The sequence below is a fragment of the Methanolobus sp. WCC5 genome, from assembly GCF_045690325.1.
Taxonomy (GTDB): Archaea; Halobacteriota; Methanosarcinia; order Methanosarcinales; family Methanosarcinaceae; genus Methanolobus.
Window position 1 is genome coordinate 343,184 of record NZ_CP146981.1, and the last position, 21,065, is coordinate 364,248.

Genomic DNA, 21,065 nt, shown 5'->3' on the forward strand with positions numbered 1-21,065 from the left:
TATGCATTGTTCTGAAAGAGTGGTTGAATGGAACAGAAAGGACCTGGTATCGATAAATCTGCCCTGGACAGTCAACAGCATCACTGGGAATGCGTATTCTCTAAGAATGCCTGCATGTTCGGTGAGGAGCCCAGCAGTCCGGTGCAGTGGGCAGTCCGAACTTTTAAGGAAGAAGGTAAAACAAAGATCCTGGAACTTGGTTCCGGACAGGGCAGGGATACCATGTATCTTGCACTAAATGGTTTTGAGGTCTTTGCTCTGGACTACTGTGAAAAAGGAATAACAGACCTGAGGAAGAGGTCTTTGCAACTTCAGGCATCCGGTTCCATTACTCCCGTCATGCATGATGTGAGGAAAAAGCTGCCCTTTGAGGACAGAACATTCGATGCGTGTTATTCACATATGCTTTTTTGTATGCCACTGACAATTCTGGAACTTCGCTCTCTTTTGGCAGAGATCAGACGTGTCCTTAAACCTGGCGGATTGAACATATATACCACAAGGCACACAAAGGACCCCCAATACGGGACCGGAATTCACAGGGGAGAGGATATGTGGGAGATACAGGGAGGATTCATTGTTCATTTCCTGAGCAGGGAAAAAGTGGAACTCCTTGCAGAAGGTTATGATATTACAGATATTACGGAGTTTGAGGAAGGTGACCTTCCAAAAAAGCTCTACCGTGTGACTCTCAGGAAAAAGGATTGAGAGAGTTTTGGTTTAAAGGCGTATATTATATACAAAAGTGGTGAGTGAATTTGTCTGATAAGGATCTGATACAGGAAGCAAAAGAGAAGGCACTGAATGGAGAAAAACTGGACCGGGATACTATTATCGCTTTGCTTGAAATAGATCCGGACTCAGAGGATGTGGAAATGCTTGGGGCGGCTGCAAGGGAAGTTGCCTCTGTGGTGGCAGAGAACAATGGAAATGTCTGGGCATCCATAGGTATCGATTATAAGAAATGTGCCATGAGCTGTGATTTCTGTGCCTTTGGCCAGAAATGGGGACTTGTCAAAGAGGAAACTGAAAGAAGTGCTGAAGAGGTAATAGAGATCGTCCGCAGATTCGTATCCCTTGGAGCCAGATGGATAACCTTACGGACAACACAGTTCTATGGTATTGAAAGACTTACCCAGGTGGTAAGGGATATCCGCAGCACAGTTCCGGGAGATTATCGGATCGTTGTCAATACAGGTGAGTTCGATGAAACGGAGGCAGAGCTTCTGGCAGACGCGGGAGCCCAGATGGTCTATCATACTATACGTCTGCGTGAAGGTGTAAATACAAGATTCAAAGCTGAGGACAGGATAGCAACCCTTGCATCTGTCAACTGTTCCCCTCTGGATCTTGCATACCTGATAGAACCTGTTGGCATAGAGCATACTAATGCCGAGATTGCCGATATCTTCCTGACAGCGATGAAGTACAATGCCAGGCTTTGCGGCGTCATGGCAAGGGTACCGCTTCCGGGCACACCATTAAGTGACTATCCGCAGATATCGGAACGAAGGCATGCACAGATAGTAGCTGTGACCCGTCTGGCCGCTGGCTATGATGCACCTGATGTATGTGCACATCCCCCATCCAGGCTTGCAGTGGAATGGGGAGCCAATGTAGTCGTAGTGGAAACCGGTGCCATCCCCAGGGAAGGCGAGGATTGTAAAACCGAATGGCACGGCTTTGGTCTGGAAACCGCCAGGGAATATTTCACAACTGCAGGATATAGTTTTTCCGGGAGAGAGAACTGAATGAAAAAAAGCATTTCTGTGCTATTTACGATATTTATGCTGTTTCTGTCCCTTCTGGCTTCCGGCTGCACAGGGGATGCATCTGAAAGTGCCGATAAGATAAAAGTAGGTACCTGGAAGACAGCCCAGACCATTCAGCCCTTCCTCTATCAGGATTACATAGATGACAGGTACTCGGTGGAAGTGCTTCCTTTCACAAATCCCGGTGACCAGAAAGCTGCACTGCTTGCAGGGAGCCTGGACATGACAGGTACGACAATCGCCCTTGCCATTACGGCTGCTTCAAAGGGTGAACCGGTGGTAGTGGTCTGCGGACTGGCTGACAAATGCTCGGCCATTGTAGTAAGGGAAGATTCTGATATCATGGCACCTGCCGATCTTAAGGGTAAGACCATAGCCTATGTTCCGGGAACCATGCACCATGTACTCCTGCTTGAAACACTGGAACAGGCAGGCCTTGATCCCGAAACGGACGTGACCCTTCAGCGTATCGACTTCTTTGATATGGGACAGGCTCTTTCACAGGGTAAGGTTGATGCTTTCTGCAGCGGAGAACCCTATCCTTCCCTGGCCATGGCAAACGGTTACGGGCGTGTGCTCATCTATCCGTATTACGGGGACAGCGTGGGAACCATCAATGCAGGCATGCTTACAACAAGGGACAATATAGAGCATGACAGGGAAAAGATCCAGGCACTGGTTACAGCCCATGCAAGAGCTACAGAATATCTCAACTCCGATCAGGATGAATGGCTGGCCATGTCCGCAGAGTTTGGAACTAACCCGCAGGTACTGAAGATCGCTCAGGACAACATGGAACTTTCGTGGTACATGGATGAAAACTATGTCAGGCAGGCAGGTGAGCTCGCATTGAGAATGAAGGACCTTGGAATGATCAGTGAAATACCGGACATGGAATCACTCTTTGATCTGAGCTTTGTGGAACAGGCACGTATGGATATGGAAAGCGAAAACCTATGAAAGAGCGTAACTGGAATGCGGATATAGTTGGATTCATCCTTCCGGTATTGCTATTTAGTGCATGGTATTTTATGACCATGGAAGGTGGAGTGCCTGCATATCTCATTCCTTCGCCATCCGCTTTGGTTAATGTGGCAATTGATTTTGCTACGGGCCATGAGAAACTCACACCTTATGCGGGGACGTTGTTAGTCCATTCCATTGCCAGTGTTCAGAGGGTGCTATTGGGTTTTGGTGTGGCTGCAGCTATCGGGCTGCCACTGGGTTTCATGACAGGGCGCATTGCACTTGCCCGTGAATCACTTGATCCCACAGTACACCTCATCCGTATCATTCCGGGCATCGGATGGCTGCCCATTGCAATGGTCTGGTTCGGTGTGGGCGAGGGCACAACCTTGTTCCTTATATCCCTGGCAGCTTTTTTCCCTATATACGTGAACGCTGCACAGGGGGCTTCTTCAGTATCCCCGCTGCTCATCCGTGCAGGGAGGATGCTGGGTGCCAATAAACTGGAACTGTTCACAACAGTGATAATACCAGCAGCTATGCCCTCCACAGTTGCCGGACTCAGGCTTGGACTTGGTATCTCATGGGCTTACCTGGTACTTGGTGAGCTTACAGGTGTGACATACGGACTGGGTGCGGTAATGATGGATGCACGTATGCTGGGCCATGTAGAGATGATCCTTGTCTCCATGGTATTCATAGGGTTGTTCGGACGCCTGAGTGACATGATACTTGTTGGTTCTTTCAGGAGGCTGGACCTTTTGAAGGAGGAGAGTGAACAATGAAACCTTTAGAAAGTACTAACTTATTTGCAAACGGTATCAGCAAGAGTTTTTCAACACCTGGTACGGATACATCCCTGAAGGTCCTGGAAGATATAAGGTTCCATATCATGGAAGGTGAGTTTGTAAGCATCCTTGGCCCAAGCGGATGCGGCAAATCCACTTTCCTGAATATACTTGCAGGTTTTGAGGATTCGGACAGCGGCAAGGTAGCCTGCTGCGGAGATCCGGTAAAAGCACCTTCTCCGCAAAGGGCGGTTGTATTCCAGTCACCTGTACTTTTTCCCTGGCTGAGTGTGAAGAATAATATCCTTTACGGCCTTAAACTTAGAAAAGAAGGCAAAAAAGGAACAGAAGATATTGCATCTTCATATATAAAGGCCGTAGGACTTGACGGTTTTGAAGATTACTACCCTTCACAGCTGTCAGGTGGAATGCAGCAAAGAGCTGCCCTGGCACGTGCACTGGTATTGAGGCCAAAAGTGCTCCTTATGGACGAACCTTTTGCCTCTCTGGACGCACAGACACGTTACAGCATGCAACAACTGTTGCTTCGCCTCTGGGAAGAATACAGGCATACTGTTGTCTTTATAACACATGATGTGGAAGAAGCTTTGCTGATGTCGGATCGTATCTGTATCATGAGCAAAAGGCCCGGGACGATCATTGAAGAGATGCCCGTTCCATTTGCGCGTCCAAGACCGTTATCCCTGACCGGTTCCCGGGAATTCTCAATGCTGAAAAACCACATACTTGAAAGGCTGATGACTTAAATGCGGATACTTGAGGATGAAGCTGAATTTTTAAAAAAGCAGGTAAGAATATGAAGGTATGAGTGTGAGAGCAAGAAATAAACGAGAAATAAACGCTCAGATTTCCCGGTATCCGCAATTCAGATCGCATTCCTTATTGTGTTTTGTATAATTGCATTTCACTGTCATATTGAGTTCTTCATACCAGTTTAATCCGAAAATATTTGACAGATATGCAACTCCTTCCTCCAGGGAAACACGTGTTGCTTTTTTACAACATCTGGCCCCACCGGCATCTGCAATGCATCTAAGGGCCTCTGAAGTGGCCCAGTTAGCATGGGAACGTTCAACAGGTGTATATGGTGTAGCTTCCGTTAATATGCAGACTGCAATGCCAACCCCTATCCCGGCACCACATGCGCCATAGATGCCACAGAACCCTCCCGGTACATTGCTTCCTCTTTTGATGGCCTCCAGGATATCTGCTTCTTTTTTCTTCCCGCTATAGTTCCGGAATGTGGTAACAAGGACAGCAGGCACAAGAGAATGGTGTTCCGGGCCATGCATGTGTACACCGGGATGTTCCATTATCTTTTCAGCAAGGACGATAGGGTTCTGCAGTTCTGTGTTCAGGCAGATGTTCTCAATTACCTTGAGTGCATCCCGACAGTGGCAGGTATTACATACATAATGTCCGTTCTTACACATGATATAGGTTTCTTCTTCAACACCGCAGTAGTGGCATTTCGCAATACTTGTTTCACATGAGTGGATTATGTCGCTCCCGCATAGCATACAGTTGGCTTTCTCATTACGCAAAGTATCAATACTTATCATTTATTCTCACCTTTTTAGCATATGAACAAGTAAATAAGGATAATTCAGTAGCTATGACATCTCCCGCAGCTGTGACCTGGATATCTTCATCTGCCACCTTGCAGGGAGACGGCTTACCAGAGCCTGTCCAAGCCCAAAACCTTTTCCAGGGATCACTACATCCTTCTCCTGCTTCATGGCTCTGTATGTTTCCCTGGCAACGATATCAGGTGTTGTTGTCATCCAGGAGCAAAAGGCCTTTGTACCTTCCATCTTTGCCGCTTTCTGGAAGCCAGTGTCTTTGACCGCAGTGGGGCAGACTGTAAGTACCCGTACTTTGGAACCCTGTTCACGAAGCTCGTAATTGAGAGCACGGCTGAAGTTCAGTACAAAACTTTTGCTGGCTCCGTAGGTCGCAAAACGGGGATTGGGCTGGAAAGCCGATATGGATGCCATGTTAATTATCTGTCCCCTGTCCCTGCTGACCATTTCCTGCAAATAGAGTCTTGTAAGGTGGTACAGAGTACTCACATGCAACTGCAGCATGTTCAGTTCCCTCTCTATATCAATTTCATTGACATGCCCGTATGTACCGAACCCGGCACAATTGACCAGTACATCGATCTGAAGATCATGCTCACAGGTAAAATCATAGACCTCAGAGGCTGCCCCAGGCAGGGACAGGTCTTTTTCCAGCAGCAGGATATTCGTGAAAGGGGTTATGGCCTGCAGTATATTCTTTGCATGTCCCATATCCTCACCAGGCATTCCAACCAGTACCATGCGGCAGCCTTCCCTGGCAAAGAGCTTTCCAAGCTCCAGTCCTATGCCGCCACAGCCTCCTGTTATTAGCACCGTCCTGTTGCCATCTTTCACATTCATAGTATCTACCTTTTTTTCCTCAGGATGCATCGGATCACATCCAATTGTACAGGGTTTTGACTATCCTCCTTACACGATCATTATATGGAGGGTGTATCAGGCTCAATGTACCCCATCTGCGGTGTATCACACTGCGCTCGTTGGAGAAACCTGCAAAACAATGCAGGCCAAGTGATCTTCCGATGCCGCTGTTGTTAACTCCACCAAAGGGAAGGGCAGGATTGCTGTAGCCCAGCATGTAATCGTTGATAACGGTACCTCCGGCAGGTATGCTTTTCAGAAAATAATCGATGTTACCTTTATCACGGCTTGCAATGTAAAGAGTAAGAGGACTTGGCAGGCGTCGTATCATGTCTCTTGCCTCTTCCCTGTCCCTGTAGGTCAGTACAGGAAGCAGAGGGCCGAATATCTCTTCCTGCATAATATCCATGTTCCCGTTGATACCATCCAGCAGGGTAGGGGAAATGAAAAGGTCATGTTCTTCAAACTCCCCTCCAAAGAGGGTATTTGCTCCTTTTTCCACTGCATCCTCATACAGTTTCCTCAATCTTTTGAAGTGAGCTTCACTGACAATGCGGCAGTAGTCGGGCGAATGTCTGATGCCTTTTCCTTGCGGATCATAGAATTGCTTTACTGCATCACTGAACGCACGGATGAATGGGTCGCGGATAGATTCGTGCAGAAGTATGTAGTCAGGAGTTATGCAGGTCTGGCCGTTATTCACAGACTTGGCCCAGGCGGCTCGCCGGGCTATTCTATCGATATCAGCGCTTGCATCTATTATGGCAGGAGATTTCCCTCCAAGTTCCAGGGTAACGCTGCTCAGGTGTCTGGCAGCTTCAGTCATGACAATTCTGCCAACCTTCGGGCTACCGGTGAAAAAGATATGATTGAAAGGCTGCTCCAGTAATATTTTGGCAACTGATGCGTCTCCCTCAAAAACTACGACCTCATCTTCAGTAAAAAGTTCCTCTATCATGTGTTTTATGAAAGCTGAAGTGTTTGCCGATATCTCACTGGGTTTGAGCATGACAGCATTACCAGCGGCAATGGCATACACCATTGGCACCAGTGAAAGGTTCAGGGGGAAGTTCCAGGGAGACATAATAAGGACCACTCCCCGGGGTTCATAGCGGACATGGGACCGTGTTCCGATAAGAGGCAGAGGTGTTGGGACTTTCCGTGGTCTCATCCATCGCTTCAGGTTTTTCTTCAGATAGGATATCTGGGCCTGCACAACACCCACTTCAGTGGCGATAACCTCCACTTCTGGTTTATGCAGGTCCCTGTACATTGCCTGGCATAGCTTATCCAGATTTCTTTCATTGCGAAGATAATTGTCAATACGCATAAGCCGCCCGATCCTTTCAGCCGCTTCCTGACGGGCAAGCGCTGGCCACTTTGCCTGCTGCAGGTTGAAAACCCTTTCAATTTCCTGGCGCATGACATTTCATCTCTGTTTCTGTCTATTTACATGTAACTATTCTCAGACTGCTACTATCCCAAGCAACAACAGTATGTAGAACGATGTAAGGGTGAAAGCTGCTGGACCCTCGATCCTGCCCCATTTCTTTTTCCTTTTTATAACATCGCCCAGTGTGGTACATATCCAGAGCAGGAATAAGTATCCTGCCATCAGCGAGAAGAATGAGAACTCAGGATGTGTCCAGGTTCCCAGGGTCTCCCCGGTAAATTCTGTCAGTACTGTGAAGAATCCAGTGAAATAGGCAAGGCGCAGACTATCAAGGCTATTGAACAGCATGAGCGCAAGGGAGAATTTCATCATTATTGCCACTGGCTGCAGGGAAAGGTCAAAGATTGCGTAGTCCACTACAAACAATAAGGCAAAACTTGCAACGATAAAGTAGTTGACCCTGTGGAACCATTGTTTTTGTGCGTACCTTTCATGGAATATCTTCCAGAGATTATAGGATGACCAGAATATTGCGCCATAACCAGGGATAAGCCATATGGGCGCACCTCCTATAACACCTCCAAGATATGTGAAATAGCCATGCTGAACACCTATTAATTCATGTATGTATCCGAAGACCGATGCAATGATAAGAATTATTTTACCATTAAAGGTACTCTGGTTCCAGAAGAGCAGCCATAGACCTGAAAGAATGATGGCCGGTACTACCTCGTTCTGTGTCTGACTGTAGAAAACGAGGATGCCGATAATAGTTGTAAGCATGAATAGTGCAAAGTACCACACATTATTGACAAGTAGATTGCTTTTGTTTTCCACAAACCTGTTAATAGAATTCAGGAAAGGCACATTCGGATAGATGGTTGTTTTTTCCCATGGCAGGGACCTGATCAATTTTGATAACATTTAGCATCACTACTTTTCCAGCTGTTTTTTGTCTTTGGTTTTAAAGTCGAAACTATCCTTTTTAGTGCTATATCTGCAGAGTTTTTTGGCATTATTAAAAAAAGGCCAGTGTTTTTCACTGGCCAGGGATGGATGGAGGTAGTAGTCTGGTAAAGACCCGAATGAATGTATCTTTTGATTGCAGATCCAATCTCCCAGACCAACAAAAATAATGCCTCCGGGTGTGTTTGGTGACCAAGAACATGAAAGAAGTGACCCGGGGCATTATCTTTGATCTTAATATGTGTGGCCTTTTGCCATTTCGACCATTGCCTGAAGGTTCTTGGTAGGTGTCTTGCTGACAATTCCACATCCAGGTGCCAGAATTCCTACATTTGCATCCAGAACTTTCTTAGATGCTTCTTTTACTACTTCAGGGGTCTTGTTCCACAGTACATTGACAGGATCAAGGTTACCTACGATGACGGCTTTGTTAACCTTGCCAACAGCAGTTGCAACATCCACACTCTGGTCCACACTTATAGAATCCACACCACTGGATTCCATGAGATTAAGACCGCTTGTGGTGTCACCACATATGTGTAACACTGTTGTCACACCTGCCTCACGCATGGCATCAACTATCTTTTTGTGGGCGGGGACCACGAACTTCTCGTAGAACTCGTCACCTATGAGCTCAGCACTTGCTGTGGGGTCGATGATGACCATTGTATCGGCACCATTCTGAGCCATTTTCTTTGCATATGCTATGTTAAAATCGGTTGTAAGCTCCATTAATGCATGACCAAAGGCTTCATCGGTCATGATGGCCATGAACCACTCGTCGCCGTTCATGTGCTGTGCAAGGGAGAATGGACCCAGCATACTGCCCATGATCGGGAGTTCCTTGCCGTACTTGTCAGCAAGGATCCTGATCGCATCACAGACCACAGCGATCCTGCCCTGATCAATGTCATAGTCTTTGAGTTTCTCTATGTCGCTAATGTCCTTTACAACATGGCCTACCACGGATGGTTGCTGCTCTTTTGTACCGGCTTTGATAGTGCATCCAAAGAACTCTGCCTCTGCGGTGATGTCAAAAGGTACGCGAACTGCCTCAAAACCTACTAAGGTATGACCTGCTTCTGCAAGCGTTGCCATTTTCTGTGCATCCTCGTTGGCTTCTGGCCAGGCTGCACCGCAGGCATCCATTTGTTCTACCGTGGCTGTCTGTGTGAATGAAACGGCCGGCATCCTGTCAACAGCTTGTCCTGTCAGTGCACGTGCCAGTCTTTCCTTGGGTGTGTATGTTTCCATTGAACTGAACTCCTGTGATAAATTCGATTAGTGTTAAAGCAAAGCCTAAGCAAGGCTAAGCGTGTGTAAGTAAGTTATTGATCCGATTAAGCGAATATTCCGCAGGACAGTGAATTGCTCACTGATCCTGCTCTTTGACATCATATACTCTTTGTGGAATATTCTTTTTTTACATGATGTAGAAAGATAAGAAATCCATGTATCGGGATTCTGAATACATGAATTCCTTTTTATATTTTCAGTTCCACCTGTCCTTAGGCAGCTCCTTTACAATTTCCTTTGCCCAGTGTGCAGCTTCCATTGCATCAGGCTTTGAGGTGTCTGCTCCGATCTCATCTGCATAGTCCGGGGTAATTGGTGCTCCACCGACGATGATCTTTACCTTGTCCCTGATACCCTTCTCTGTGAAACTCTTTACTATTTTCTCCATGTTGTCCATTGTGGAGGTCATAAGTGTGCTTACTGAGATGACATCTGCTTTGTGCTCAACAGCTGCTTCTGTGAAGCTGTTTATTGGCACGTCCTTGCCCAGGTCTATTGCTTCAAAGCCCACAGCACTCATCATTGTCTTGACAAGGTTCTTTCCGATATCGTGCACATCACCTTCTGCGGTGCCGATCACAAGAACAGCTCTCCTTTCTCCGCCTTCCAGTTTGAGGTGAGGAGTAAGTACATCCATACCACCATACATTGCATTGGAAGCCATCAGGAGATGTGGCATAAATGCCTGTTTCTTGTCATATCTATCGCCCATGATCTCCATACCTTTTGCAAGACCATCGATAACTGCCTTGTAAGGATCTACACCTTCTGCAAGTGCCTGCTGTGCCAGTTCAACAGCCTGATCCTTTTTTCCATTGACTACCGCATTTGTTAATCCGCTGATTATTTCACTTTCTTCCATAGAATGCCTCCATATGTTTTTTCTGATGCTGGTCATTGATGCGGAAAATGTTAGATTTTTGATCTTTCCGCTTTGACCATGATCTGACAATCATATTATGCTTTAGGCCAATAAGGTGACAGATCACTTATCGACAAAACATGGTATTCTGGTATACATATATATAATAACTCATGGTAATTAACCAATGGCTTTATTATTATCTAGCATTTCTTCAAGGTCTAAATTATGGATTTGACCCGAAGTATATTCTGAATCCATAGTGCATTGGAAAATCCAGCCTGAACTAAAAACAAGGCCTTTGATTATATCGAAAGCATGGATATAACTACAATAAAATTTGAATCTGCTTTTTGAAAAGACATAATGGTGGAGCTGTTAAATGTCAGGTGAAACAACAAGCGGAGATCAGAGTACCTATACCAATTCTATCGGGATGGAGTTTGTATCCATACCTGACGGCGAGTTCTCTATGGGTTCGCATTCAGATGAGAAGAACTGGTACAGGAACGAACGCCCGTTACATAAGGTACGCATATGGAATGCATTTTTCCTTGGAAGATCTGAAGTAACGCAAAAACAATGGACCGATATCATGGGAATCAATCCTTCCAGGATAAAGGATGATGACAGACCTGTTGACAGGATATCATGGAACGAATCACAGGAATTCATCAGACGGCTCAATGCGAAGGAATCAACAGATAAATACCGTCTGCCTACAGAGGCCGAATGGGAATATGCATGCAGGGCAGGCACAACAGGCAGATATTCATTCGGGGATGATGAAGAGGAACTTGGTGAATATGCCTGGTATGGTGACGAAAGTACCGGTGCATATCCGGTGGGACAGAAAAGACCAAATCCCTGGGGACTTTACGATATGCATGGCAATCTGTGGGAATGGGTGCAGGACAGATATCATGAGAGCTATGAAGGTGCACCTGCTGATGGCAGTGCGTGGGAGGAAACCGATAGTAATGCAAAAGAATTCTATGTACTGCGCGGAGGCAGCTGGATCACCTCGGCTGTAGGCTGTCGCTCAGCAAGCCGTTATTATTATTCTCCTGACGGGCGCCGCAGCAGAAGGATGGGGCTACGTATCGTGAGGGATATTTGAACTAAGCCCCTCAAATATTCCTTGCAATTTCATTGGCCCCGTTTATGGCTTCCCATACCCTGGCAGGTTCTTTTGCATCACCTGCACAATATATTTGCTCAGCCGCCCGTGCTCTGAGCAGTTCGTAATAGAGTCCGGTATTGGCCTGCGATCCGGTTGCAAATACTACAAGATCTGTGCTCAATATGAATTCCTCTGTATTTTCAGGATCAAGTTTCTTAGCGAAAGGATTTCTGACATTATCCGGTATCAGTGCCTTCCACGGGGTGTAGGGTTCACTCCTGTTCCTGTTTGCCGTTATATGGGCTTTTCCCCTGGAAAACCTTGTAACGGTCGAGGCATTATACACTTTTACAGGCTCTTTCAGAGCATCCTCTTTCTTCCCGGAAGGGGACCCTCCATCCAGCATCATCCAGAGCATCTGTCCCCTGTTAGCCATGACAGTGTCTGCCATAAGGGCATCGTTCTTTCCGACGATGGTGACCCTGGCTCCTTTTTCATAGGCAAGGGAATATCCCAGCTCACAACCAATTATCCCACCCCCCACAACAAGAACCTCTTTAACATACTCCGGCAATTCCATGCCACTGTCAAGAAGTTCCCGGGAGCCGATATAGTTTACATTCTCAAGTCCTTCTATGGCTGGTATAACATACTTTGGCCCTGTACAGCAGATTATCACATCGAACCTGTGTTTCAGATCATTTGAGGCTGCCTCAATGTTCAATAATACCTTCAGTCCTTCTTCCTGCAATTGTCCAAGCTGGTATTCAAGGTTATCGAGGTATCTTCTGATATCGTGTTTCATTAACATTCTGCCGGCTGTTCGGAGTTGTCCTCCGATAATATCCTTTTTTTCAAAGAGTGTAACGTCATGTCCTCTTTTATGAGCGGTCATTGCTGCCTCACAGCCTGCAGGTCCTGCACCGATTACTGCAACTTTTTTTATTCTCCGGGCTTTAATGAGCTTCTTTTTCTCCTCAAAACCTGTGTAGGGATTGACCGAACAGCATGGATGGCCTCCTTTTTTGAAGGACTCGATACAGCCTTCCTGGTCCCCTATGCAATGGATGATCTCCTTTGTCCTGCCATGCCTGACCTTCTCCGGCCAGCTGGGGTCTGCCAGCAAAGGCCTGCCCAGCATCACAAAGTCAGCCCAGCCTTTATCCAGCACATTTTCAGCACATTCGGGTTTGCCCATCTTCCCAACGGCTATAACCTTAGCTTCAATGCCTTCCTTAATGAAGAAATCCTTCAGTCTGCCTGCGATCTCTTCAACATAGACGGCATCATCAAAGTAAGCAGGCGGATGGGGCCAGAACCAGTTCTCATAGCAGCCTTTGTCAACATCAAAGGCATCGACACCTGCTTCATGGAGCAACTTACAGAACTGAAGTCCCTGGTCTATGGTCCTTTCCCTGCCGCGGAAATGTTTCCTGAATATCTCATCACCGTATGTCTCCTGCAGAGCATGGGTCAGGCCTATTCTGTAGATTATAGGGAAATCTTCTCCGCAGCGTTTCTTTATCTCTTTTATAACATCTATTGCGAATCTGCTCTTATCCCTGTACCGGCCAAAAAGCCTTCGGTTCCAGGGATCAGAAGTGAGCTGGTCCATCAGGTACCCTTCGTGACCGTGTATCTGTACCCCGTCAAAACCGGCTGATCTGGCGTTAGCTGCACATTGGCCAAAACTTCTTACAATTTTGCGGATACTTCTGTCAGAAAGTGGAGCATGAGGTATCTGAGGTACATAGAAGTTTTTGTTCCAGGAAGATGATCTTGGTATCTTTCCTTTCAGGGCCACCTCAGGGGAACCAACACGTCCAAGCCCTGCAGTCAGCTGCATGAATATCCGCGATCCGTATGGCCTTACTCCGGCTGTGAGGTCCCTCCAGCCTGAAAGACGGGTCCTGGATGTACCGTCTATGCGCGGAAAGTAGGTGGTGTCATTATCCTCTGATACCGTGGGGTCGATACCATAGGATACAGGAACAAGTCCTGTGATAAGAAGGCCGGTTCCACCCTTTGCCCGCTTGATGAAATACTCTATCATCTTATCAGAGGGACGGCCTGCAGGGTCAGCCATATTTATGTTACCCATAGGTGCCATGACTATCCTGTTAATAAGTTCACATTTACCTATCCGGCCGGGTTCAAAGAGTTTTTCAAAAGTCATATCCTATCACTTTTGCAGATACATTTGCAAACAAGGGATATATCACTTTACACGGCAGCTCTTAATGTTGCAGACTTTTTTCTGGCGTTTATCTGCATTCTTTTCGAAATACTGCTGGTGTTCGTCCTCAGCCTGGTAAAAACGGGATGCGGGGACGATTTCTGTAAGTATGGTTTTTCCGGGAGCTGCATTTTGCATATCTTCCTTTGATCCCAGAGCCACAATTCTCTGCTCCTCATTGTGGTAAAATATGGATGACCTGTAATGGCTGCCTGCATACTTCGGAGTGTTTTCCAGTATCAGGGGATCATCAATGCCCCACATATCCTTGATGAGTTCTGTGCGGGTAAGTGTGGGATCATGTACATCCCAGAAAACAGCAAGCAGGTCATTATAGCTTACTATGGCGGGATCGAATGTGACCTCTACAGCTTCAGCATGTCCTGTCTTTCCGGTTAATACCTCTATGTATTCAGGGTCCTGCTTATCCCCGCCGGTATATCCGACCCTGGTCTCAATAACGCCGGTAATGTTCCTGAAAGCATCTTCAACTCCCCAGAAACAGCCTGCAGCAAAAGTAGCTATTTCCATTTTAAATATCCCTGAATGTCCTTTTATCCGGTCCACGGCAGTATAATACATAAATATATCCTGTATGTAAAATCCACGGCTTTATTACAGAACATACCGTTGATAATTTCATTATCGTTGATTGGTGGTAATAAGTTGTTATATATATGCTGCAAATAATGAAGAAACGTAGTCATCTTATGAGGTGTAGATAATTGCCTGAAAGAGAAAACAGATATTTTGATGATTTGACCCGTGATGATAGGTACTCTTTTGAATTGCAGAGAAGAGGTGTCAATAAACAGTTCTATGATTCTAACAGGATGCTACTCTGTCCTGAATGCGGCAGATCTTTCAACCTTTTTTATTCAAGGGCAAAATATTGTTCAGACTGCCCGAGTCTTTTGAGAGGCTGTGAACTTGCACGTTGTCCTCATTGCCATACAGAATTCCCTATGAAGGGATTCATGTCTAAAGAATCTTCAAGGACGACAGCGAACTATATAGGGTCTGTAGTAAACAGATATCATAATACCTTTGGGGAGAGGCCGGGCAGATAAACACAGATCATATCATATCTTATTTCCTGCCTGGGTCTTTTAGCTAACATGCAGCTGCCATGGAGAGGCTGGCCCTATAGGGTCATGCTGTATGAGGTCAGATATTTAAGTTTTACAGGCATTTGATCTGTTGTGATGTATGACAACTATTGACATAATATTCTTATTGACGAACGAAAGTTAATTAAGCAGGTATTGTGCTAAGGAATCAATAATAGTCATATTATGAGGATAGAATGAAAACCGAGTTGATCAGTACAGTATTCCTTTCAGAAAAAAGAAAAACAGCACTTCTTATGCTAATGGATCAGCCAGCGACTATCGATGAGATAAAGGATTCTCTCACCGGTACAACCAGTGCGATAATGGCTCAGGTGAAGATCCTCCTGGAACAGGGTCTTATTGAGCAGAGAGGTGAGGAGTACAGACTGACGCATATCGGGAAGATCATCCTGAAAAAAACAAAACCTCTGATAGAGGTATTGAATGTACTTGAGGAGAATAAGGAATACTGGGAAAGCCGGGATATGAACGCTATTCCTGAGGATCTTCTGGACAGGATTGGTGAGCTGGGAAAGGTCTTTGTGCATGAATCTGACCTCAATCACCTGTTCGAACCACCTAAAGAGTTATGTCTCAGTCTTAAACGGTCAAAGAAAGTGTCTACCTTCTATTCCTATTTCTGTCCTACATGTCCTAATAATTATTCCGAACTAGCCTGCAAGGAAGTTGACTTTGATCTGATACTGACAAGATCTGTATATACCCGTCTTAAAGAAGAATATACGGACAATTACGATATAATGATGAGTTCCAGAAATTCCAATATGTACGTATGTGAAGATGACATGATAATCTTAGGGGCCCTGTCTGTTACAGATGACATACTGCTGCTTTCTTTCTTTACGACCCAGGGTATATTTGACCATAAAAAACTTCTCTGCTTTGATGAAAGTGCCCGTTTATGGGGTATGGACCTGTTTGAGCATTATAAGCAAATGGCAGAAAAGGTCAAATAGATCCCCTTCTCTCTTCTTCTGAGAAGATATTCATTTCACCTGATATTGCATCAGACATTGCTATCATTAAAGGCTTTGATATTATCAAAGGTATTAATTCCTTGTTTGCCACTGTTCTCTGAAATCTCTTGAATATAGAGTTTGCCATGTATATTATCCACAGTCATATGGTATGACATATTGTTGATAATGCCGATGCGATTGATAAATTACTACAAGTTATTATTTATATCTATATGTCAATTGCGTGATTGTCCTTGTGAAGGACAAAGTAGTTGCAGAACAAAATTCACTATTAAATGGGTCTATAAAGTCTACCTCCATTTACAGTGAAAAACACTTCCCTAATATTTCTGCATAGCTGGATGTTATCATCCAGCACACTACTTTTGATTTGAAGGACCCTGTCTCCACATTCACGGGGTCCTTGCAGATCAGAAGGGCTATTATTTTAGACATAACTTATTGCTGATAACATAATAGATGTTTTTGTTTCAGATATATGTTGTATTTATGTTGATTATATCTCTTGTGGGTTATTTGCCGATTAAATCAACAGCTTTGATTTTATCAAAGCTGTCTATTTTGAGTTAACGGCGTTAATATCAACCGCATTAATTTCGTTTCTGGTATTGATACTATCAGCAGTGATGCTTTATTACTTGAAGTTATTATTTATACCTTGATAACAGATTGTTTTTCATGCAGCATTGCATCGTCTGGTGGTCTGTCAGATTTCAGGCGTTTCAGTAAGTAATACGGAGGACATCTTATGTATGGTATTGCAATTGATTTGGGCACCAGTGGTTTTCGTTTGCAGCTTATAGATCTTGAGTCAAAGAACGTTCTTAAGACCATAATGACAATGAAACATCCACTTCCCGGAGGAAATGTAATAGACCACCTTGGTTTTGCAATCCAGGTGGGTGGTGATGTTGCAAATAATATTATGATCAGTACAATCCGGAATATGTTTGAAATGCTCCCCGTTCTTCCCGAGGAGATAAAAAGGATTGCTGTATGCGGTAACCCTATTCAGCTTTCCCTGTTCCAGAACATAGAGATCCGTGACCTTGCCTATGCGGGTAAGAACATGCAACAGAGACTTGGCATTGGCGAAGTTAAGAGAGGTCTGAGGATATATGACGGCATAGCCATATTTGGACCTTCATCCGGATTGGATGACTGTGAAGTTATCGTTCTTCCTTCCATTGAGCATGAGATTGGTGCAGATGCCCTTGCTATGATGGTCAAGACTGATTTCATGGAGCAGGAAGGCATTTCCCTTGTAACGGACTATGGTACGAATGCAGAGATGGCACTGAAGGTCAATGGCCGTATCATCACATGTAGTGCTGCAGCAGGCCCTGCTATCGAAGGACAGGGTATAAAGTGCGGAATGCTGGCAAGCCCGGGAGCAATATCCGATGTGAATGAAGAGAATGGCATGTGGAGGCTAACTGTACTTGATGAGCGCATGGATGGCAGGAAAAGCCACCTTGTAGATCCCCTGACAGGTTCTGTCCTTGAAAAGGGAGAGCTGGTGCCTGAGGGCATTACCGGTACTGGTGTCATTGCAGCTATATCCCTGGCAATTAGTATGGGTTTGATAAAGACATTGCCACATCTTCCGAATGGGAAGCTTATCCTTGGGGAGGGTGTTGAACTTAATGACCGGGATATCGAGGAAGCAGGAAAGGCCATTGGTGCCATTAGGGCGGCACATATGACCCTGCTTGTGGAATCCGGTCTCAGGTTCGAGGACCTTGAATACATGTATATGTCAGGAGCATCAGGTACCTATGTAGATGCAGATAAAGCCAGGAAGATAGGTCTTGTACCTGGATTTGCAAAGAAGATCATTCAGTTTGGCAATACATCCCTTGAGCTTGCAAAGGATGTTATGCTTGGGAACTATGATCTGGATGAGATACAGGAGCTTGCAGACCGTATAAAAGCAGACCACATTATGCTTGCATCTAACGAAACATTCAAGAATATATATGCATGTGAGCTCGCATACTGGACCGAAGGTATGCCCGAAGATGTTTATAACAATGTCCTTGAATCTTTCAATATGCCTCATATGCCTGCATTGGAGCTTGCACCGGTGTTCCAGAAGAAGGTAAAAAAGGATATCTCCAATTCCGAAGTAGCGGATGTGGAAATTATGAGGGGTATGAATGTCATCATTGAAGAGGAATCCAAAGGATGTCTGGGATGCAGGATATGTGAACAGGAATGCCCTGAAAAAGCTATCAAGATAGTTGATAAGCAAGGGAAGCGTTTTGCAGGTTATGCTGCTCACCTGTGCCTTGGCATGAGCTGTCAGAGATGTATCCGGATATGTCCGGCCAAAGCCATTCGTTACAGGGAGATACGTCCTGTTTCCACAGAAGAGCTTTCAGTCATGTGATCTTTAACATGATATTGATAATGTGATGTGTAGTGTATGAAATATATCTGCAGCACATTTAAGTATAGATAGTATAAATCAAGGGGCAAATATATATCTATAAATGCCTATTCTTTTCTTGGTCAAAAAGTATGGTTGGACAATCTTATCAAAAAATCAGCATGGACTCGATCATTAACAGCAGTCCTGTCATTGTAATCTCAAGGAAGATAGAAAAGGATTTTCCAGTTAAGTACATATCAAATAACATCAGACAATTTGGATATACACCAGAGGATTTTTATTCAGGTGAGCTTAAATATGCCGACCTTATTCATCCTGAGGATCGCAAAGATATTTTGAAGGCTTTTAAGTACCTGAATAAACAACTGACAAAGTTTGCTCAGGAATACAGGATAGTATCCAGATTCGGTGAGGTACGTTATGTTGAAGACAGGGTCAACATAAGAACCTATGATGATAAGAATGTACACCTGGAAGGCACTATCATAGACATTACCGACCGCAAGCATAAGGAAATGATCACCTACCAGCGCAGGTCCAATGCCGGGAAATCGCTAACCGAGATATCCCTTGATGATGTAGTAGGATTACTTGTGACAAATGCTGAAAGGATTCGTGACGGACTGACATGTGCCGTTATGCTGCTTGATAAGAAAAAACAACACATATGTCATATAATTGCACCTAATCTTCCTGTTTTCTTCAGGGAAGCCATGGAAGGACATGAAATAGGATATGGTGTCGGATCTGCCGGAACAGCACTCTATATAGGGGAAAGGGTGATCGTTGATAATATAGAAGAGCACCCTTATTGGGCAAAATATCGCGAGATCGCAAAGAGGGCTGGTGTCAAGGCCAGCTGGGCCGAACTTATAACATCTTCCACAGGAGAGATACTGGGTGCTTTTGTAATGTATTTCGATGCGCCCAATGTACCGAAGAAGGCATGTTTTGAATACCTGAAAGCAAACGCGGACCTGGCGGCTATAGAGATAGAGCACAGGATGGTAAATGAGACATTCAGGGAATCCGAACATAAGTTCAAAACCATCTTTAACAATATAAACGACCAGATCTATGTCAGTGAGCTGAATGGCAAGCTTACGGATGTTAACCAGGTTGTTGTTGACAATCTTGGTTATACAAAGGACTTTATTTTAAATTCATCTCCAATGGACATCGTACCATCATGGTATGTACAACGTGCATCCGAACTCATCAAGATCATTGAAAGGGATCAAAAAGCTATCTATGAGGCTGCAGCTATCCGTAAGGATGATTCTGTGATCCCTCTTGAAATAAGCGCACGCATGATAGATTATAATGGAAAGAAGACCATTCTGTCAGTTGCCCGCGATATAACAGAGCGTAAAAAGGCTGAGAAGGCCAAAGAGCTTAATGAATCACGCCTGGAGGCATTGATCAAACTCAATGAAATGACCGCTGCTTCCCTGGACGAGATCGCAGAGTTTGTGAAGGAAGAGGCTGTGCGCCTCACAGAAAGTAAACTTGGGTACCTTGCCTTTATGAATGCCGATGAGACTGCCCTTATAATGCATTCCTGGTCCAATACCGCCATGGACGAATGTGGTATAAGTGATAAGCAATTCATCTATCCTATAAAGACCACCGGTCTGTGGGGAGAAGCCGTAAGGCAGAGGAAAGCCATAATCACCAATGATTACGAAGCACCAAGCTCCATGAAAAAAGGATATCCTGAAGGCCATGTTAAACTGACAAGGCACATGAATGTGCCTATATTCGATGGTGACCAGATAGTTGCTGTGGTCGGTGTGGGAAACAAGGATGAAGAGTACAATGAGACTGATGTGCGGCAGTTGACACTTTTAATGCAGGGTATGTGGAAACTTATACAGAGAAGACAATTGATAGGAGCCCTGAGCAAATACTCCGAAGAGCTCTCCAAGGCCAATACCAAGCTCAGATCGGTCAATATGATAAAAGCGGAGTTCATTGAGGATAGTCTGAAAAAGGGCCACGATCCTTTGCACGGTTATGATGTACTTGATGACGAGACCTTAAGCCTTCTGGACGATTCGCAAAAAGAGGCCATTTCTGCTCTATTGAAGAACTCTGAAAGGTTAAAACGTCTTATAGATACTGTTTTATACAGTAATCTGCAACAATCCGGTAAGATCGAATACTCTTTTTCTCCTGTAAACATAGGCAGTGTGCTATCTGATGCATTGCTTAACCTTATCCTGCTGATCGATGAGAAGGAACTGATCCTTGAGAAAGAGATTACACCAGGCCTGCCTCTGGTAAAAGGAGACAAAGAAAAACTCCGGGAAATATTCATTTATCTTATCCATAACGCGATCAATCTCACGCCTGCCAGAAGCAGCATCGAAGTGGGTGCATTTGATGAAGATGATCACATCCATGTAACAATAATTGATACAGGAGAAGGTATAGAAAAAGAACTGATCCCGCATCTGTTCTCTAAGATCTATCAGGTCGAGGACTCGATCACAAGGATGTATCAGGGCCTTGAATCCAGTCTTTATATCTGTAAGGAGACTGTTCTTGCTCATAACGGTACTATCTGGATTGAAAGTGAAGTCGGGAAGGGAAGTACATTCCATGTGAAAATCCCCAAATGGCATGATGAAGAATCAACGTGATCCTTGATCTGGTAGTTGTCAATTGAGGCATATGAAGGATGAATT

The 21,065-nt window shown here is 44.9% G+C and carries 19 protein-coding genes; 10 read left to right on the top strand and 9 right to left on the bottom strand.

Going from position 1 to position 21,065, the window contains the following annotated elements; translation table 11 throughout:
* Positions 1–27 precede the first annotated feature (27 nt).
* From V7O64_RS01725 to V7O64_RS01745, 5 genes are read left to right on the top strand one after another with little or no spacing between them, the layout of a single operon-like run.
* Positions 28–708, top strand: a complete 681-nt coding sequence (locus V7O64_RS01725; RefSeq protein ID WP_407356312.1) for a class I SAM-dependent methyltransferase — start codon at positions 28–30, stop codon at positions 706–708.
* Between the two features lie 50 nt (positions 709–758).
* Entirely contained in the window at positions 759–1,751 is a 993-nt protein-coding gene (locus V7O64_RS01730) for a radical SAM protein (protein ID WP_407356313.1), read from the top strand.
* Positions 1,752–2,732 (top strand): ABC transporter substrate-binding protein, encoded by a 981-nt coding sequence (locus V7O64_RS01735; RefSeq protein WP_407356314.1) that lies wholly within the window; start codon positions 1,752–1,754, stop codon positions 2,730–2,732.
* Complete coding sequence (locus V7O64_RS01740; RefSeq protein WP_407356315.1) at positions 2,729–3,523, top strand: ABC transporter permease; 795 nt, start codon at positions 2,729–2,731, stop codon at positions 3,521–3,523. The genes V7O64_RS01735 and V7O64_RS01740 overlap by 4 nt, the downstream gene beginning before the upstream one ends.
* Positions 3,520–4,293 carry an ABC transporter ATP-binding protein gene (locus tag V7O64_RS01745; protein ID WP_407356316.1) on the top strand — a complete coding sequence of 258 codons (774 nt, stop codon included), beginning with the start codon at positions 3,520–3,522 and terminating at the stop codon, positions 4,291–4,293. The genes V7O64_RS01740 and V7O64_RS01745 overlap by 4 nt, the downstream gene beginning before the upstream one ends.
* A gap of 96 nt (positions 4,294–4,389) precedes the next feature.
* Here V7O64_RS01745 and V7O64_RS01750 read toward each other — a convergent pair whose 3' ends face one another.
* The 6 genes from V7O64_RS01750 to V7O64_RS01775 form a co-directional block, all read right to left on the bottom strand.
* Positions 4,390–5,109, bottom strand: a complete 720-nt coding sequence (locus V7O64_RS01750; protein WP_407356317.1) for a DUF5714 domain-containing protein — start codon at positions 5,107–5,109, stop codon at positions 4,390–4,392.
* A 51-nt stretch (positions 5,110–5,160) separates the two neighbouring features.
* On the bottom strand, positions 5,161–6,000 hold the full coding sequence (locus tag V7O64_RS01755; RefSeq protein ID WP_407356318.1) for an SDR family NAD(P)-dependent oxidoreductase: 840 nt from the start codon (positions 5,998–6,000) through the stop codon (positions 5,161–5,163).
* Positions 6,001–6,004: 4 nt separating this feature from the next.
* Complete coding sequence (locus V7O64_RS01760; protein WP_407356319.1) at positions 6,005–7,414, bottom strand: aldehyde dehydrogenase family protein; 1,410 nt, start codon at positions 7,412–7,414, stop codon at positions 6,005–6,007.
* Positions 7,415–7,456: 42 nt separating this feature from the next.
* Positions 7,457–8,308 (bottom strand): hypothetical protein, encoded by an 852-nt coding sequence (locus V7O64_RS01765; RefSeq protein WP_407356320.1) that lies wholly within the window; start codon positions 8,306–8,308, stop codon positions 7,457–7,459.
* Between the two features lie 276 nt (positions 8,309–8,584).
* Positions 8,585–9,604, bottom strand: a complete 1,020-nt coding sequence (gene mtbA, locus V7O64_RS01770) for a methylcobamide:CoM methyltransferase MtbA (RefSeq protein ID WP_407356321.1) — start codon at positions 9,602–9,604, stop codon at positions 8,585–8,587.
* A 238-nt stretch (positions 9,605–9,842) separates the two neighbouring features.
* The gene (locus V7O64_RS01775; RefSeq protein ID WP_407356322.1) at positions 9,843–10,508 is read right to left on the bottom strand and encodes a corrinoid protein; all 666 of its coding nucleotides are present in this window, start codon (positions 10,506–10,508) and stop codon (positions 9,843–9,845) included.
* Between the two features lie 382 nt (positions 10,509–10,890).
* Between V7O64_RS01775 and V7O64_RS01780 the strand changes: the two genes are divergently transcribed.
* The gene (locus V7O64_RS01780; protein ID WP_407356323.1) at positions 10,891–11,628 is read left to right on the top strand and encodes a formylglycine-generating enzyme family protein; all 738 of its coding nucleotides are present in this window, start codon (positions 10,891–10,893) and stop codon (positions 11,626–11,628) included.
* Positions 11,629–11,638: 10 nt separating this feature from the next.
* Here the strand turns inward: V7O64_RS01780 and V7O64_RS01785 are convergent, their stop codons facing one another.
* Together V7O64_RS01785 and V7O64_RS01790 are read right to left on the bottom strand one after the other, a co-directional pair.
* A complete protein-coding gene (locus V7O64_RS01785; protein WP_407356324.1) occupies positions 11,639–13,807 on the bottom strand; it encodes an FAD-dependent oxidoreductase in 2,169 nt (722 codons plus the stop codon).
* A 42-nt stretch (positions 13,808–13,849) separates the two neighbouring features.
* Positions 13,850–14,398: a peptide-methionine (S)-S-oxide reductase MsrA gene (locus V7O64_RS01790; RefSeq protein ID WP_407356325.1), complete on the bottom strand. Its 549-nt coding sequence runs from the start codon at positions 14,396–14,398 to the stop codon at positions 13,850–13,852.
* 194 nt (positions 14,399–14,592) lie between these two features.
* Between V7O64_RS01790 and V7O64_RS01795 the strand changes: the two genes are divergently transcribed.
* Both V7O64_RS01795 and V7O64_RS01800 read left to right on the top strand, forming a co-directional pair.
* On the top strand, positions 14,593–14,937 hold the full coding sequence (locus V7O64_RS01795; protein WP_407356326.1) for a hypothetical protein: 345 nt from the start codon (positions 14,593–14,595) through the stop codon (positions 14,935–14,937).
* A 236-nt stretch (positions 14,938–15,173) separates the two neighbouring features.
* The gene (locus tag V7O64_RS01800; protein WP_407356327.1) at positions 15,174–15,956 is read left to right on the top strand and encodes a helix-turn-helix transcriptional regulator; all 783 of its coding nucleotides are present in this window, start codon (positions 15,174–15,176) and stop codon (positions 15,954–15,956) included.
* Here V7O64_RS01800 and V7O64_RS01805 read toward each other — a convergent pair.
* Positions 15,949–16,104 (bottom strand): hypothetical protein, encoded by a 156-nt coding sequence (locus tag V7O64_RS01805; RefSeq protein ID WP_407356328.1) that lies wholly within the window; start codon positions 16,102–16,104, stop codon positions 15,949–15,951. The two genes, V7O64_RS01800 and V7O64_RS01805, sit on opposite strands and share 8 nt — an antisense overlap.
* Before the next feature lie 624 nt (positions 16,105–16,728).
* Between V7O64_RS01805 and V7O64_RS01810 the strand changes: the two genes are divergently transcribed.
* Positions 16,729–18,372, top strand: coding sequence for a methylamine methyltransferase corrinoid protein reductive activase (locus tag V7O64_RS01810; protein ID WP_407356329.1), 1,644 nt, complete (start codon positions 16,729–16,731; stop codon positions 18,370–18,372).
* A 161-nt stretch (positions 18,373–18,533) separates the two neighbouring features.
* The gene (locus tag V7O64_RS01815) at positions 18,534–21,020 is read left to right on the top strand and encodes a GAF domain-containing protein (RefSeq protein WP_407356330.1); all 2,487 of its coding nucleotides are present in this window, start codon (positions 18,534–18,536) and stop codon (positions 21,018–21,020) included.
* The last annotated feature ends 45 nt before the right edge of the window (positions 21,021–21,065 follow it).

Excerpts from the sequence above, each read along its gene's own strand:
- V7O64_RS01725 (WP_407356312.1), top strand. The coding sequence starts at position 28 with ATGGAACAGAAAGGACCTGGTATCGATAAATCTGCCCTGGACAGTCAA.
- V7O64_RS01735 (WP_407356314.1), top strand. The coding sequence starts at position 1,752 with ATGAAAAAAAGCATTTCTGTGCTATTTACGATATTTATGCTGTTTCTG.
- V7O64_RS01740 (WP_407356315.1), top strand. The coding sequence starts at position 2,729 with ATGAAAGAGCGTAACTGGAATGCGGATATAGTTGGATTCATCCTTCCG.
- V7O64_RS01745 (WP_407356316.1), top strand. The coding sequence starts at position 3,520 with ATGAAACCTTTAGAAAGTACTAACTTATTTGCAAACGGTATCAGCAAG.
- V7O64_RS01750 (WP_407356317.1), bottom strand. The coding sequence starts at position 5,109 with ATGATAAGTATTGATACTTTGCGTAATGAGAAAGCCAACTGTATGCTA.
- V7O64_RS01755 (WP_407356318.1), bottom strand. The coding sequence starts at position 6,000 with ATGCATCCTGAGGAAAAAAAGGTAGATACTATGAATGTGAAAGATGGC.
- V7O64_RS01760 (WP_407356319.1), bottom strand. The coding sequence starts at position 7,414 with ATGCGCCAGGAAATTGAAAGGGTTTTCAACCTGCAGCAGGCAAAGTGG.
- V7O64_RS01765 (WP_407356320.1), bottom strand. The coding sequence starts at position 8,308 with ATGTTATCAAAATTGATCAGGTCCCTGCCATGGGAAAAAACAACCATC.
- mtbA (WP_407356321.1), bottom strand. The coding sequence starts at position 9,604 with ATGGAAACATACACACCCAAGGAAAGACTGGCACGTGCACTGACAGGA.
- V7O64_RS01775 (WP_407356322.1), bottom strand. The coding sequence starts at position 10,508 with ATGGAAGAAAGTGAAATAATCAGCGGATTAACAAATGCGGTAGTCAAT.
- V7O64_RS01780 (WP_407356323.1), top strand. The coding sequence starts at position 10,891 with ATGTCAGGTGAAACAACAAGCGGAGATCAGAGTACCTATACCAATTCT.
- V7O64_RS01785 (WP_407356324.1), bottom strand. The coding sequence starts at position 13,807 with ATGACTTTTGAAAAACTCTTTGAACCCGGCCGGATAGGTAAATGTGAA.
- V7O64_RS01790 (WP_407356325.1), bottom strand. The coding sequence starts at position 14,398 with ATGGAAATAGCTACTTTTGCTGCAGGCTGTTTCTGGGGAGTTGAAGAT.
- V7O64_RS01800 (WP_407356327.1), top strand. The coding sequence starts at position 15,174 with ATGAAAACCGAGTTGATCAGTACAGTATTCCTTTCAGAAAAAAGAAAA.
- V7O64_RS01805 (WP_407356328.1), bottom strand. The coding sequence starts at position 16,104 with ATGGCAAACTCTATATTCAAGAGATTTCAGAGAACAGTGGCAAACAAG.
- V7O64_RS01810 (WP_407356329.1), top strand. The coding sequence starts at position 16,729 with ATGTATGGTATTGCAATTGATTTGGGCACCAGTGGTTTTCGTTTGCAG.
- V7O64_RS01815 (WP_407356330.1), top strand. The coding sequence starts at position 18,534 with ATGGACTCGATCATTAACAGCAGTCCTGTCATTGTAATCTCAAGGAAG.